At 68.2% G+C, this 14,594-nt stretch carries 11 protein-coding genes; 7 read left to right on the forward strand and 4 right to left on the reverse strand.

Translation table 11 applies throughout. From position 1 onward, the window contains the following. Positions 1-151 precede the first annotated feature (151 nt). Positions 152-430 (forward strand): hypothetical protein, encoded by a 279-nt coding sequence (locus QSJ19_RS07405; RefSeq protein WP_286319419.1) that lies wholly within the window; start codon positions 152-154, stop codon positions 428-430. Between the two features lie 136 nt (positions 431-566). On the opposite strand, the gene QSJ19_RS07410 is transcribed toward QSJ19_RS07405, so the two are convergent. Beyond that, entirely contained in the window at positions 567-4,385 is a 3,819-nt protein-coding gene (locus QSJ19_RS07410) for an nSTAND1 domain-containing NTPase (protein ID WP_286319420.1), read from the reverse strand. Between the two features lie 394 nt (positions 4,386-4,779). On the opposite strand from QSJ19_RS07410, the gene QSJ19_RS07415 reads away from it, so the two are divergent. The 5 genes from QSJ19_RS07415 to QSJ19_RS07435 all read left to right on the forward strand — a co-directional run bounded on the left by QSJ19_RS07415 (position 4,780) and on the right by QSJ19_RS07435 (position 9,622). Then, entirely contained in the window at positions 4,780-5,184 is a 405-nt protein-coding gene (locus QSJ19_RS07415) for a RidA family protein (protein ID WP_286319421.1), read from the forward strand. A 37-nt stretch (positions 5,185-5,221) separates the two neighbouring features. Next, on the forward strand, positions 5,222-6,409 hold the full coding sequence (locus QSJ19_RS07420) for a winged helix DNA-binding domain-containing protein (RefSeq protein ID WP_286319422.1): 1,188 nt from the start codon (positions 5,222-5,224) through the stop codon (positions 6,407-6,409). 139 nt (positions 6,410-6,548) lie between these two features. Next, positions 6,549-7,274: a response regulator transcription factor gene (locus QSJ19_RS07425; RefSeq protein WP_286319424.1), complete on the forward strand. Its 726-nt coding sequence runs from the start codon at positions 6,549-6,551 to the stop codon at positions 7,272-7,274. Positions 7,275-7,306: 32 nt separating this feature from the next. Beyond that, positions 7,307-8,761, forward strand: coding sequence for a sensor histidine kinase (locus tag QSJ19_RS07430; protein WP_286319662.1), 1,455 nt, complete (start codon positions 7,307-7,309; stop codon positions 8,759-8,761). A 183-nt stretch (positions 8,762-8,944) separates the two neighbouring features. Next, positions 8,945-9,622 (forward strand): DUF899 domain-containing protein, encoded by a 678-nt coding sequence (locus QSJ19_RS07435; protein WP_286319426.1) that lies wholly within the window; start codon positions 8,945-8,947, stop codon positions 9,620-9,622. Positions 9,623-9,661: 39 nt separating this feature from the next. Here the strand turns inward: QSJ19_RS07435 and QSJ19_RS07440 are convergent, their stop codons facing one another. Together QSJ19_RS07440 and QSJ19_RS07445 are read right to left on the reverse strand one after the other, a co-directional pair. Then, positions 9,662-10,501, reverse strand: coding sequence for a hypothetical protein (locus QSJ19_RS07440; protein ID WP_286319427.1), 840 nt, complete (start codon positions 10,499-10,501; stop codon positions 9,662-9,664). Between the two features lie 4 nt (positions 10,502-10,505). After that, entirely contained in the window at positions 10,506-11,699 is a 1,194-nt protein-coding gene (locus QSJ19_RS07445; RefSeq protein ID WP_502876111.1) for a DNA adenine methylase, read from the reverse strand. A gap of 70 nt (positions 11,700-11,769) precedes the next feature. Between QSJ19_RS07445 and QSJ19_RS07450 the strand changes: the two genes are divergently transcribed. Next, positions 11,770-12,198 (forward strand): HIT family protein, encoded by a 429-nt coding sequence (locus QSJ19_RS07450; protein ID WP_286319428.1) that lies wholly within the window; start codon positions 11,770-11,772, stop codon positions 12,196-12,198. Between the two features lie 108 nt (positions 12,199-12,306). Here QSJ19_RS07450 and QSJ19_RS07455 read toward each other — a convergent pair whose 3' ends face one another. Continuing rightward, entirely contained in the window at positions 12,307-14,553 is a 2,247-nt protein-coding gene (locus QSJ19_RS07455) for a RecQ family ATP-dependent DNA helicase (RefSeq protein ID WP_286319429.1), read from the reverse strand. Positions 14,554-14,594 lie beyond the last annotated feature (41 nt).

Consider the following 14,594-nt stretch of genomic DNA (forward strand, 5'->3'; position numbering starts at 1 on the left):
CCGCACTGTCCGTGGGTAATGGTCGCTCCTGCGTAACGATTGTGAACTCGACCATGTCCGTTGTCCGCTGTCGGCTTTCACCGCATACATTAGGTCACTGCAGTCATCAATCACGACTCTCGCGTCGTGCGGGGGAAAGGCGGTCGACACCATGGGCCGGGGAATCAACGAGACAAGCGCACGTCGTTCGGGGCGGACGATCGGTCGTCGAGTGATCGGCGCCGGATTCGCGGGTGCCGCGATGGCCGGTGCGTTGGCGTTCGCGGCGGCGCCCGCGAGCGCGGAACCGCTGCCGAAGGTCGAGCCGACGGTCGAGAACGCGGCACCGACGCTCGACAACATCAAGCTGGGGATCGATCGTGCGGTCGCCACCAATCCGGAACTGGGACCGATCGGGGAGATCGCCCTGTCCCTGTTCCCCAAGTACTGAGCACCAAGTACTGAGCACCAAGTACTGAGCACCAAGTACTGAGCACCAAGTACTGAGCACCCAGTACTGACATCCGTCGACGACACCCGCCGGGCGAGATCCGGCGGGTGTCGTCGTGTGTCCGTCCGTCGGGTGGTCACCCGCAGTCGGCGGGGATGTCGGTGTGGGGCAGATACGACGATCGCTGGCTGTCGGTCAGTGGCGGCGTCGTCGTGCAGATCCAGCGCCGCGCGGTGTCCTCATCGGTCGTCTGCAGATGCAGGCTGCCGGTGGTGTCGCCGCCGGTGATGATGGTGGATTCGGTCAGGAGATGCTGCGGCAGTTGCCATTTCGTGGTGGTGTCGGTTGTCGGCAGCAGCGGGGTGATCGACTGCGGATCGTGCAGCCGGCCGTCGTCGGTCAGGACATACGTGGTCAGATGATGGGTCGACGTCCCGACGGCGAGCCGGGTCGGCATGAGTGCGAGCGTGGCGGCATGGACGTTCGGTTGCCGGTCGATCAGGGCGGGCCGGCCACGCCGGATGTCCCAGGTGGACAGGTCCGCCGCACCGAGGACGACGGTGCCGCCGTCGCGTCCGAACACCACGCTCGTCGCCGGGCTGGTGTCGTCGATGACCTCGCTGGGCGTGCTCTGTCCGGATCCGATGTCGTACAGGTAGGTCCGCTTGTCGTCGGAGGTCACCGCGAGGTGTCGTCCGTCGGGACTGAACGCGATGCTGCGGATCAGGTCGCGGGGGCCGGAGAGCGGAGCGCCGACCGGTGTCGGCCGGCGAGGATCGGCGGTGTCCCAGAGTTGGACTGTGGTGTCGTCGGCGCCGGTCGCGAGGAGATCGGCGTGCGGTGCGAACGCGGTGGCATTGGTGTAACGGGTGGCCGAGGTGATGTCGGCGGTCGACCGGGGTGCGGTGGGTTCGGTGATGTCCCACAGCTGGATTCGGCCGCCGTTGTTGTTGGCCGTCGCCGCCTGGGTGCCCATGGCGTTCATGGTGACCGACGGGTGATCGTTCACGCGTCGTTCCACCGGGATGCGGGCGCGTCGAGTCCAGCCGCCGGGACCCTGCGTCCACACGTTGAGCGTGGTGTCGGTGCCGACGGTGGTGAGGATGCCGCCGTCGGCGCTGTTGCCGATGTCGGTGATGGTGCCGCCACGGTCCGGGATCACGCCCGACGGCAGATGCCAGAGGTCGATGGCGCCGTCGGAGCGACCGACGATGAGGGAGTTCCCGTCGGGGCCGAAGACCGTGGAGAACGCGCGGACCGATCCCTGCTCAGGTGCACCGTGCGTGGTCGACGACTGCAGCGACCAGAGCGTGACCGGTTCGGCCGGGTTGACGGTGTTCCAGACCGTGACCGCACCGTCGGCGCGCGCGGAGGCGACCTGGTCTCCACTCGGGGCGAACACGATCGACCATGATCCGGCGGTCGTGTTGGGCAGGGATGTCGTGATCGGGACCGGCCGGCCCGGGTCGACGACGTTCCACAGCTGGGCGTTCGGGCTGTCGCCGGTCACCGCCAGGGTGCGACCGTCCGGACTGAACGCCACCGAGTGGGTGATGGTCGGGAATCCGGTGAGCGGGGGTCCGGCCGGCACCGGGTCGTCGGGGTTGCGGGTGTCGAAGAGGCGGACCACGCGGTCGTCGCCGCCGGTGGCGAGCAGGCGGCCGTCGTTGCTGTAGGCGACGGTCCGCGCGGCCCGGACATGTGCGGCGAGGACCGCGGTCTCACGCAGTCCGCCGTCGTCGTCGACGGCGTACACGGTGACCGTCCCGTCGTCGGACGACGCCGCCAGATGGCGGCCGTCCGGGGCGAATCGCACCATGTAGACAGTGCCGTGCCCGGGGCTCACCGACGTGTGTTGCCGCGGCGCGGACGGCGAGGAGATGTCCCAGACGCGGACGGTCCCGTCTCCGCTTCCGGTCGCGAGCAGCGGCCGGGTGGGATGAAAGGCCACCGATGTCAGATAGTTCCGATAGCCCGTCAGTGTGGCGACCGATCGGAACGAGCCGTCGGCGGTGCGCTGCCAGAGCCGTGCGGTCCGGTCGCCGCTGGCCGACGCGAAGAAACGTCCGTCGGGTGCGACGCTCACGTCGTAGACGGGGCCGGTGTGCCCGACCAGCGGACGGGACAGGGGAGTGGTCGCGGCACCGAGTACCCGTTGGCTGACCGTCGCGTCGTCGGGGTAGAGGCTCGCGGCCACCAGCAGCAGTCGCGCGGCGAGCGACGGATTGCTCTGCTGGAGACTGTCGATGTGCGACAGCAGTGCCGCCCGCTCGGCGTTGTTGCGCTGCTGGGTCAGGTCGTGGGCCTGGCGGAACCCGATGGCGGCGGTGATCGTCGACACGATGGCGAGCACCACGACGAGAGTGATCGACCCGAATCGGATCATCCGTCGCCGGCGTTGCTGCACGACGGCTGCGTCGATGAACGCCTCGTTCTCCGCGGACAGCAGGTGCTGATAATTGCGGCGCAGGGCGGCCCGATGTTGGCGGGCGACGTCCAGGCGCGAACCGGTGTAGAGGAACGACCGGCTGCGTCCCGTCTCCACCCATGAGGTGGTATCGGTGTCCAGGCGCTGACGCCACAGGTGGATGCCGGAGTCGGCCGCGATCCACTCGGCCAGGCGCGGCCATGACGTCAACACGACATCGTGGACCAGCATCACCGAATCCGACGACACGATGAGCAGCCGCGCCTGCGCGAAGACGTCGATCACCGACGAGATCCGGTCGGGGAACCTGTCGGCGATGGTCTCGGTGTGCAACGGCACGCGCAACGCCACGCCTGCGGGTCCCACGTGGACCAGGGCCAGCAGCAGCGCGCGGGCCAGATTGTGATCGTCCGGATCGACCGCCGACCACGCATCCTCGGCGGTGTCGGCGACGGCGCGGGCGATCCCGCCCGTCGCGCGATAGCCCGAGATGGTCATCCTGTTCCCCGACCGTCGCGACCAGGTCGCGGCCAGGACGTGCGCGAGCAGCGGCAGTCGTCCGGCACGGTCGCCGACCGGTGACGCGGCGTGCAGGTCGCCGATCATCACGTCGGCGAGTCCGGATTCGATGCGTCCGCCGGCAAGCCTGATCGGACCCATGATGACCTCGCGCAACTGTGCGCCGGTCATCTCCGAGACGATGACGCATCGCGACTGCCACGCCTGGGCGAGCACCGGGAACTCGACACACTGCCCGAAGAAGTCGGCGCGCACGCCGAGGACCACGACCGCGTCGGTCGCGAGCTCCTCGACCTCGCGGATCGTGTCGACCACACCGTCGTCGGGCAGGGCGAACACGTCCTCGAACTGATCGAGCACGATGACGTCGGGCCGGCCGTCGGTGATGTCGGTCGGTGCGGTGGCGGTGGCGGACAGGTCGGTGTCGTCGATGCGGACACCGGCCGGTGTGATCGTGGCGCGCCGCGGGACGCCGAGCCGTGTGTCCCGTGCCAGGCCGGCGTCGAGCAGAGAGGACTTCCCGGAACCGGAGACACCGGCGACGATGACGAGGCGTGGGCCTGACGCGGTCCCCGCCGCCGCGAGGATCTCCGAGACCAGCGTCGCGACGAGATCGTCGCGGCCGAAGAACAGGGCGCTGTCGGCGGCCGTGAGCGACGCGAGTCCCGCGTAGGGGCGCGTCACCGTCGTCGGCGACGGCACGACGTCGGTCGCGCCCGCATCGGGTTGACGGCCGTCGGCCTGCCGGTCGTCGTCGCCGGTCAGGTGTGCGTGCCAGAGATCCCGCCACTGTGGCAGAGACAACGTGTCGGCCTCGCCCGCGGCGACGGCGCGGGCCGTGAGCCACAGCAACAGGGGTTCGACGGTGGCGAAGTCACGCGGCAGATGACGACCGTTGCGCCAGTCGCTGATCCTCTGCGCCGACACCGTCGAGCGGGCCGCCGCCGCGCGCAGCGTGGGTCGCCCGGCCTGCACGAACAACCGGGCCAACGATTCACCGAAGTCCACTCACCATCACCGAGATCCCCGACCGACATACCGCATCAACGATGCGGGTCAATGATGCTCCCACCGACGACGCCTCCGCCAATCAACGTGAGCACGGACACGTCTGTGGTCAGATGCGCGAGCACGCCGTCGTATCCGGTCCGTTCTCCGAGCGCCTCCGGTGTCCGGTCCGGAATGTTCGATCCGCCGCTGAACAGCGATTTCTCCACCGAAACGCGGCCTCGTGTGGACCGCGCCGCGCCGGTGCAGTGAACTCGTGGCAACGCGCTCGACCGCCATCGAGCGCGTGGCTGCAGCCGTTGCACGACGCGTGGGTGGCGTGATCGGAGCCATCGGTGTCGGGGGTGCGGGTCGCGCAACGGCTGCAGCGGTCGCCGGACGTAGGATCGGCGCCATGTCGCGAGTTCGCCTGAACGGTTCGGCCGGCCTGCACGACAGCGGGTTTGCCTACAGCGCGACAGTCGCGCCCGGTCCGCTCATCGTCACCGCGGGGATCAGTCCGCTGGATGCCGAGGGCGGCATCGTCGCCCCCGGGGATGTCGTCGGCCAGACCCGCCGGTGCCTGGAGATCCTCCACACCGTCCTCGCCGAACAGGGTGTGACGTTCGCCGACATCGCCAAGTTGACGATCTATGTCGCCGAGCGACTCCAGGCCGACCTCGTCGTCGCCTGGCAGGAGATCGTCGCCACCGTCGATCCGCCCGTCCCGCCCGCGATGATGATGGGCGTAACCGTCCTCGCCTACGACGACCAGCTCGTCGAGATCGAGGCGATCGCGGCTCCGGCCGGGACCTCATGACCACACGACGACCCGGCGTCGATCCGCTCGATCTGTCGTGAGTGCGCGACCCCGGATCGGCAACGCCCGACGACGCGCCCGCCTGATGCGTCGCCACCGGCTGGCGCAATCGGATCACGCGGCGACGGTCACCCAACTCGCCGACGCCCTCGTCGGCTATCACGCGACCACGCCGTCGACGGTCTACCTCTCGGCGTGGGCCCGCATCCCCGACTTCACCCCCGTCGCGATGGATGCCGCGCTGTACCGCAATCGGGACCTGATCAAGCAGCTCGCGATGCGTCGCACCTTGTTCGTCGTCACCCGGGACGTGCTCGCCGACGCGGTGGGCGCCGTCGGCCCACGCGTGGCGGCCTCCGAACGCACCAACATGCTGCGCGATCTGCGCCGAAGTCCGGGATTCCCGGACCCCGACGAGTGGATCGATCGCGCTCGCGCCGCCGTCCTCGACGACGTCGCCGACGGTGAGGCGCGGTCCTCGACCGAACTTCGTCGCCGACTTCCCGCCCTCGACGGGTACGTGACCCACGGAGTGGGCACCACGTGGGAGGCTCGCGCGCCGATGGGACCGCGAGTGCTGAACATGATGAGCGCCGCCGGCGAGATCGTGCGCGGACCCAATGCGCTGGGGTGGCATCTGGCGCGTCCGTCGTGGGTGGCGATGTCGGCATGGCTGGGTCACCCACTGGACGCCGTGACCGTCGACGACGGTCATCGCGCGATGGTGCGTCGCTGGCTGCGCGCCTTCGGGCCGGGAACCGAGACCGACATCGTGTGGTGGCTGGGCTCGACGAAACGGACGGTGCGCACCGCGTTGGCCGGCCTCGATGTCGTCGAGGTCGATCTCGACGGCGGTGAGACCGGCTACGTACTCGCCGACGATCTCCCGTCGGACGCCGACGACGAGGTCGAGCCGCGGGCGTTGCTGCTGCCCGAACTCGACCCGACGACGATGGGGTGGAAGCAGCGCGACTTCTACCTCGGCGCCCACGGCTCCCACGTGTTCGACCGCAACGGCAACGGTGGGCAGACCGCCTGGTGGGACGGACGCATCGTCGGCGGGTGGCGACAGCACCGCGACGACGGCCGGATCGAGGTCCACACCTTCGAGGAACTGCCGAAGGTCGCGACACGGGAGTTCGCCGACCGCGCCGAGGAACTTGCCGCCTGGCTCGGCGAGGTCCGGCCCGCCCCGGGATACCCGGCGCCGTTCATGCGGTCCTGACCCGCACCGAGGGTCTCCACCGTGCGCCGACGGCAACCAGCGTCGCGCCCACGGCAACTTGTTTCCCCAGGTGAGGTCTCACAGAAATCTCTCAGCAAGAACGCAGACTCGTGGCAGCCTGGTGGGAGAGGGTGATGGCATGAGCGAATCCGCGAAGAATCAGGGCACCGGGCAGGGCGCGAAGGTCCTCGTCGTCGACGACGAGGAGAACATCCGCGAACTCCTGTCGGTCTCGCTCAAATTCCAGGGCTACGACGTTGCCACGGCGGAGAACGGTCCGTCGGCGATCGACCGGTGCCGCACCTTCAAACCCGACGTCCTCGTCCTCGACGTCATGATGCCCGGGATGGACGGTTTCGGCCTGCTGCGCCGACTGCGCGCCGACGGCATCGCCGCCCCCGCCCTGTTCCTGTCCGCCCGGGACTCGGTCGAGGACAAGATCAACGGCCTCACCATCGGCGGTGACGACTACGTCACCAAACCGTTCTCGCTGGAGGAGGTCGTCGCGCGACTGCAGGTGTTGTTGCGGCGCAGCGGCTTCGACGAGCAGACGAAAGAGACGACACGGCTCCGGTTCGCCGACATCGAGCTCGACGACGAGACCCACGAGGTGTGGAAGGCCGGTGAACTCGTCGCGCTCTCGCCGACGGAGTTCACGCTGCTGCGCTACTTCATGGTCAACGCCGGAACCGTGCTGTCCAAACCGCGGATCCTCGATCACGTCTGGAACTATGACTTCGGTGGCGAGGTCAACGTCGTCGAATCCTATGTCTCCTACCTGCGCCGCAAGCTCGACACCGGCGACAAACGCCTGATCCACACGCTGCGCGGTGTCGGCTACGTGATGCGGGAGCCGCGCGGGTGACCGACGCGCCCGCCCCGCCCCGGCGCCACCATCTGCTGACCGCGCGCCCCGCACCTGAGCGAACACGTACGAAACGTGGTGTTCCCCTGAGGTTGTCACTCGTCGGACTGACCTTGGTCCTGGTGGTACTCGGGCTGCTCGCCTCCGGCGTCGCGGTGACGTCGGCGATGAAGGCCGATCTGATCTCGCGGACCGACGACGGTCTCGCGGGGGCCGTGCAGACCTGGGCACGCCCGCGTGACCCGGCATCGGCGCCGGTCGAGGGCCCGGCTCCCGGTCCGCGCAGGCCGCCGTCGCAGTACTACTCGATGATCACCATCGGCACCGGCGACACCATCGTCAACAACGACTTCAGCGACGAACCCGACCTGTCGTCGCTGTCGTCGGGGAACGTCCGGCCGACCACGGTGAAATCCGCCGACGGTGACGGACCCGAATGGCGCGTGGTGAAGGCGTCGACACCGTTCGGCGAGTCGGTCGTCGCGACACCGCTCAGCGACGTCCGCGCGACCCTGTCCCGCCTCATGTGGCTGCAGTTCGCGATCGGTGCACTCGTTGTCGTCGCGATCGGCGTGCTGAGTTATCTGCTGGTCCGATCGAGCCTGCGACCACTGCGTCGGGTCGAGGAGACCGCCCACGCCATCGCCGCCGGCAACCTCAACATGCGCGTGGCCGAGGCTCCGCCGAACACCGAGGTCGGCAGCCTCTCGGGGTCGCTCAACACGATGCTCGGCCAGATCCAGCGGGCCTTCGCCCGGACCGCGGCGTCCGAGCAGCAGGCGCGGGCATCGGAGGAGAAGATGCGCCGCTTCATCGCCGACGCCAGCCACGAGCTGCGTACACCGCTCACGTCGATCAAGGGTTTCGCCGAGCTGTACAAACAAGGGGCCGTGCCCGACGCCACCGACGCCATGTCGCGCATCGACGCCGAGGCCGGACGCATGGGTTTGCTCGTCGAAGATCTCCTCATGCTCGCCCGACTCGACGCCCACCGCCCGATCGCCCATCAGCCGGTCGACGTTCTCGCGCTCGCAACCGATGCGGTGCACAGTGCGAAAGCCGCTGCGCCTCAACGCGAGATCGGTATCGAGATCGGGGCGACCGACGAGCCGCCGATGGTCTCCGGCGACGCACCGCGCCTGCTGCAGGTGCTGCGCAACCTCATCAACAACGCCATCGCCCACACCCCCGCCGAGGCGATCATCACGATCGGCGTCGCCGTCGACCGGGGTGCCGGCCGCGACGATGTCGTCCTTCGGGTGACCGACACCGGCCAGGGCCTCACCCCCGACGAGGCGTCGCACGTGTTCGAACGGTTCTACCGGGGCGACTCGTCGCGGCATCGCGGCGACGGCGGCGGAGGTAGCGGATTGGGGCTCTCGATCGTCGCCGCCCTGGTCGACGCGCACGGCGGAACCGTCGGCGTCGACTCCGCTCCCGGGCACGGCTCGACCTTCTGGGTCCGACTGCCCCGCCTCGCGGACTGAGGCCCCACCGCCCGCGTCGATCCTCGCGCCGCCTCGCAGCCCTCGCCGACCGTGCCCTGGAATTCGCCGACCGTGCCCTGGAATTCGCCGACCGTGTCCAGAATTCCGTCGATCGGCCCCGCGAACCGATGAGTTCCGGTCGCGGCGGCAGTCAGCATGAAGAGACGACGAAGGGAGATCTCCATGTCTGATGCCCTGCCCCCGGTGACCGACGAACCGACCTGGCGCGCCGCACTCGATGAGCTGCGCGTGCGGGAGAAAGCCGCCACACGCGAACTCGACGCCATCGCGGCACAGCGACGACGACTGCCGATGGTCGAACTGCCCGACTACACACTGATCGGTCCGGACGGCCCGATCCGGCTGGTCGACATCTTCGACGGCCGGTCGCAACTGGTCGTCTACAACCACATGTGGTCCGACGGCGCCGAGTTCCAGTGCGGTGGCTGCACCAGCCTGACCACCCAGTACACCCGGCTGGACTTCCTCGCCAACTACGACGCCCGGTTCGTCATCGTCACCAACGGCCCGATCGACGAGGCGCTGGCCTACAAGGCGAAGGTCGGCAACATGATGGGCTGGTACTCGTCGTCGGAGAGCTCGTTCGGCGCCGACGTCGACGCCGGTCCCGGCGAAGGATTCGGCGTGAACGTCTTCCTACGCGACGGCGACACCGTCTACCGCACCTGGCATACCAACGGACGCGGCACCGAGCAACTGAGTTATACGTTCCCGCTCATGGACGTGCTCCCGTGGGGGCGTCAGGAGGAGTGGCAGGACTCGCCGGACGGCTGGCCCCAGGGGCCGACGTACTCGGGCTGGCTCGACTCGCCCGACGTCGCACGGCTCTACGGGGAATAGCTCCCCAACGCGTCACGAAGCCCAAGGCGCCGGTGCCGCTCAGATCAGGCGTCGCAGCCCGGCGAACTCGCGGACATCGTCGCGGAAACGGTCGAGACTCACCAGCGTGTACATTCCGTCGATCCGACGGTCCGCCCACAGCTGATGGATGCGGCGCAGATCGGATTGTCGTGACTTCCAGCCGATTCCGTCGATGACGGCCAGGACGAGCTGACGTGGCAGCCGGACCTCTGCCATCTCCTCGATCTCGCGGACCGCGTCGGTCAGTTTGCTGCCGGTGGAATCGAATCCCTTTGCGGCGACGACGATGTCGGCGGTGTCCGGATCGCCGATGATGAGGTCGGCGGGGGCTGTGCGGCCGTTGCGGCCGGTGAACCGGGAGCGCGTGACATAGTCCAGACCGAGGTCGTGCGCGATGGCCTCGATCTCGTCCTCGATGCGACGTCCGGACGCGCCCGCCCGCGTCGCGGTGACGCGGCTACCCGCACGAGCGACGAGGATGTCGGCGAAGGTGTATGTCTTGCCCAGTTGGGCGCGCAGCATGCGGACGAGGTCGAACTCGGTGTCCAACCACGTGACGAGATCGACCGGGGCAGAGCGCGCCACGCCATGCCAGCCGGTGGTGCCGAACCGGTCGCGCAACACGTTCTTCAGTTTCTCCTGTGACAACCCCACCGCCAGGCCGAGGACGGGTACCTCGCCCGGATGATCCCGAACCCAGGCCGCGAGCCCCGCGATGTCGGTGTCAAGAAGCTCACCCAGACTCCCGGTGGCCTGCACGATCCGTTCGGCCTCGGGCGTGGACGCCGTCGGATCGACGTGAGAAGTCAACCGTCCCAACGTTGTCAGGTACTCGTCGAACTCTCCGGCATCGCTCATGAGATCAATCGCGACCGATGAACAGGTACTCGCTCACATCGCGACGGGTGGCGGCGACATGTGTGCCGAAGCTGTACTTGTGATCGATCGCGATCACCTCCACCGACGGCTTCACCTTCCCGAGGAGATCGACGATCCGGTCGGCGCCGGGCAACGCGTTCGACGAATAGGACAGCACGATCGCACCGGAATCCTGGAAGTGCTCGAACGTCCGGGCCAACGCATCCTCGATGCTGTGCTTGTAGGCGAACGGCGTGTAGCGCTTGGTCAGCTTCTTGGTCTTCGTGTGCTCCATGATCGTCATGCCACGCCAGTAGGCCGACAGCCCCTCGAGGAAGTGATAACGCTTGATGTAGTCGTTGTCGTCGGTCGGGGGCGCATACGGCGGATCGAGATACACCAGGTCCGGTGGGCCGTCGAGGCCGGACAGGTCGAGATCGAAGATATCGCCGCTCACACTCCTGTTGGACGCCCCGTTGCTGAACACCGTCGCGTTGTACTCGGCGGCCGACCGCAGGCGGAAATGATCGCGCAGCGACATCCGCAGGTCACGCCTGCCGTCGGCGTACCGAGTCGAATCGGTGAACGTGAACACGCCGCGCGGCTGCTTGCGCGCCGCCGACAACACCAGCGCCGAGATCGCCAGATCGCGTCGATACCCGCGCAGCCGGTCGATGTGCGACCACGCCGAGTCCAGAAACGCACGGTCCTCCGCCGTGAAGTACAGGCCGTCGAACGTCGAGGAGATGAAGTCGCGGTCATCGGCCGGGGGACCGCAGATCTCCTCGATCAGATCGTCGTCGAGCCGCACACTCGAATTGGCGACCGTCGCGCGCGTGATGATGTGCGGGAACGTCAGGAAATCATTGCTCACCACCTGGAAGCCCTGAGCCTTCAACAGGTAGGACACCACGCCCGATCCGGAGAACGCGTCCACCGCAGTGCTGCCCCCGATCTCGGCGAAGGTCCGCTCGAGGTGGGGCAGTAGCCGATACTTCGACCCCATGTACCGCAGACGCGGAAAGCTCTGCGCCTTCGCGATGACATCCGCCGATCCGAGGACACGACCCAGGGCCTTCGGCCCGCTCGCTGCGTTCCCGGCGCCGGTGCCCTTCGGCCCGCTCGCTGCGCTCCCGGCGCCGGCGCGATTCGGCCCGCTCGCTGCGCTCCCGGCGCCGGTGAACTCTGATCGACTCACAGGGAAAGAATGTCATGGACCGCCGACAGCGCCCGGCAACACGTCGAGAGCCGGGTCCTAGACTGACCGTATGGCTTCCGTCTTCACCATGATCATCAACGGAGAACTGCCCGGTCGATTCGTGTGGAAGGACGGCCAGGCGGTCGCCTTCCTCACCATCAACCCGGTCACCCCCGGTCACGTCCTCGTCGTGCCGCGCAAGGAGGTCGACCACTGGGAGCAGATGGACACCGCCTCCTACACCCATCTGGCCGATGTCTCGCAGAAGATCGGCCGCGCCGTCAAAGAGGCGTTCGGGGTCTCGCGGGTCGGCACGATGATCGCGGGTCTCGAGGTGCCGCACGTCCACCTGCACGTCTTCCCGCTCGAGAGCATGGACGCGTTCGACCTCGGCAACGCACAGAAGGACCCGGACCCGGCGGAACTCGACGACGCCGCCGAGAAGATCCGTGCCGCCCTGCGCAGCACCGGATACGCGGAGTACGTCGCCGACGCCTGAGCCGCGATCGATCCGGTGGCACCCGCACAGTCCATCGGCAGCACGCAGATGACGGAGAACGTAACGGTCAGCGATACGTTCGCCGTCATCTGATCACGAGCCGGACCCTCAGACCGATCGGTGGATCAGCAACGGCATCACCGCCGACGCCCCCGCCCGCCGCAACTCGGCCGCGGCCAGCGTGATCGGCCAGCCCGACGCCGTCTCGTCGACGACGAGCAGCACGTTCTGGCCCACGACCTCCGGCATCTCGCCGAGATGATCGCGCCAATACACCGCCTCGGTGGCGCCCGTCGCATCCCGACCCGGCCTCTCTCCCGACCGCACCGGCACACTCACCCGGGGCCGTTTACCGACCTCGCACAGATGATCGGCGACCTTGTCCGCGAGCACCGCCCCGGTCAGCCGTAACGACCCGATCGAATCCGGCCGGATGCCCGCATCCCGCACCCACGACGACAACGTGGTCACCGCCGCGTCACCGAGATCGGTGAGTGCCTGCTCGTCGCCGCGCCGCGCATCCGCGAGCAACTCCACCCACTCCGGTGAATCGGCATGTGCCAGCACCCGGCCCGGCTCCGCCGCGAACTCGCCCGCAATGCGACCACGCGTACCGAACTCACCGCCCGGCCACATCTTGCGCGGCTCCAGGATCAGCGCCGACCGCCGGAGCGCACCGGTGATCAGTCGCACCGTGTCGTCGGGCACGTCCGACGACAACGGCTCGGTCAGCCGCCCACGACACACCGAACACCGACCACACGGCTCGGCAGCCGGATCGTCGAGCGACGACGTGAGCAACTGCATCAGGCACTGATGCCCATGGATGTAGTCGCGCATGATGTCGGCCTCGCGACGTCGCACCTCGATCACTCCGTCGTAATGCTGCTCGTCGTAAGTCCACCCCACGCCGGTCGACGTCCAGCCGTCGGACTCGCGATCCGTAGCACCGTCGACCGCCAGCTGCTTCAGCATCAACTCGACCTTGCCCCTGCGGAATCCGGTGGACGACTCCAACTGCGGCACCGACATCGGACCGTCCGCCGCATCGAGCGTGTCGAGCAGCACACGCATCCGATCGGGATCGGGGATCGTGGCCGTCGCGAAATGATCCCAGATGGCGTCGTCGGCGCGCGACGCCAAGAGCATCACCACCGCCTCGTCCAGCGCTCGACCCGCACGACCGACCTGCTGATAGTAGGAGACCGGCGACGGCGGCGACCCCACATGCACGACGAACCCGAGATCCGGCTTGTCATAACCCATCCCGAGCGCCGACGTCGCGATCAGCGCCTTGACCTCGTTGCGCAACAAGGCATCCTCGAGCTGATGCCGACGATCACCGTCGAGTTGGCCCGTGTACGCCGCGACCCGGATCTCGGACCCGTGCACCGCAGTGATCGCATCAACCAGACGATGCGCATCGGCGACCGTCAGCACATAGACGATGCCCGAGCCCGGCAGTGACGGAAGGTACTGCGCCACCCACCCGTACCGCTGGATCGGCGACAAACCATCGATCACATTGAGATGCAATGATTTCCGCGCCAACGAACCGCGGAGCACGAGCGTCTGACCCGGCCCGCTCGCTGCGCTCCCGGCGCCCGTCTGATCGGGCCCGCTCGCTGAGCTCCCGGCGCTCGGTTGATCGGGCCCGCTCGCTGAGCTCCCGGCGCCCAGCTGCGCCGCGACATCCTCGGTCACCCGCGCGTTCGCGGTCGCCGTCGTCGCCAGCACCGGGGTCTGCGGATTCAGGCGCTGCAGCACGTCCGACACACGACGATAATCCGGCCGGAAATCATGCCCCCAATCCGAGATCGCATGCGCCTCGTCGATCACCAACAACCCGAGCCGACCCGCCAGCGCATCCAGAACCCGCCGACCGAAACCAGGATTCGCCAACCGCTCCGGCGACACCAGCAGCACATCGAGATCGCCGCCGCGCAACTGCGCCTCGATCATCGACCACTCGTCGACATTCGACGAATTCAACGTCGCCGCACGCAGCCCCGCCCGCTCCGCCGCACTCACCTGATCCCGCATCAACGACAACAGAGGAGACACGATCAAAGTCGGCCCGCTCGCTGCGCTCCCGGCGCCGGGCAGAGTCGGCCCGCTCGCTGCGCTCCCGGCGCCGGCAGCCCGGATGATCGCCGTCGCGGTCCAGTACACCGCCGACTTCCCCCACCCCGTGGCCTGCACGACCAGAACACGTGCCGATGGCCGCAGCAGTGCCGCGACGGCGGTGAGCTGGTCGTCGCGCAGGCGTGACCCCGGCCCGGCGAGACTCTCGATCACCCGGTCGGCGGCGGACTGCTGATCGGCGGTCAGGGTTGCTGCGGCTGGGGAGGACATGACGCCAACCTATCGGTCGCGACGGACACCGGAGGGACCCA

It is taken from the genome of Gordonia sp. ABSL11-1 (genome assembly GCF_030315685.1).
Classification (GTDB): Bacteria; Actinomycetota; Actinomycetes; order Mycobacteriales; family Mycobacteriaceae; genus Gordonia.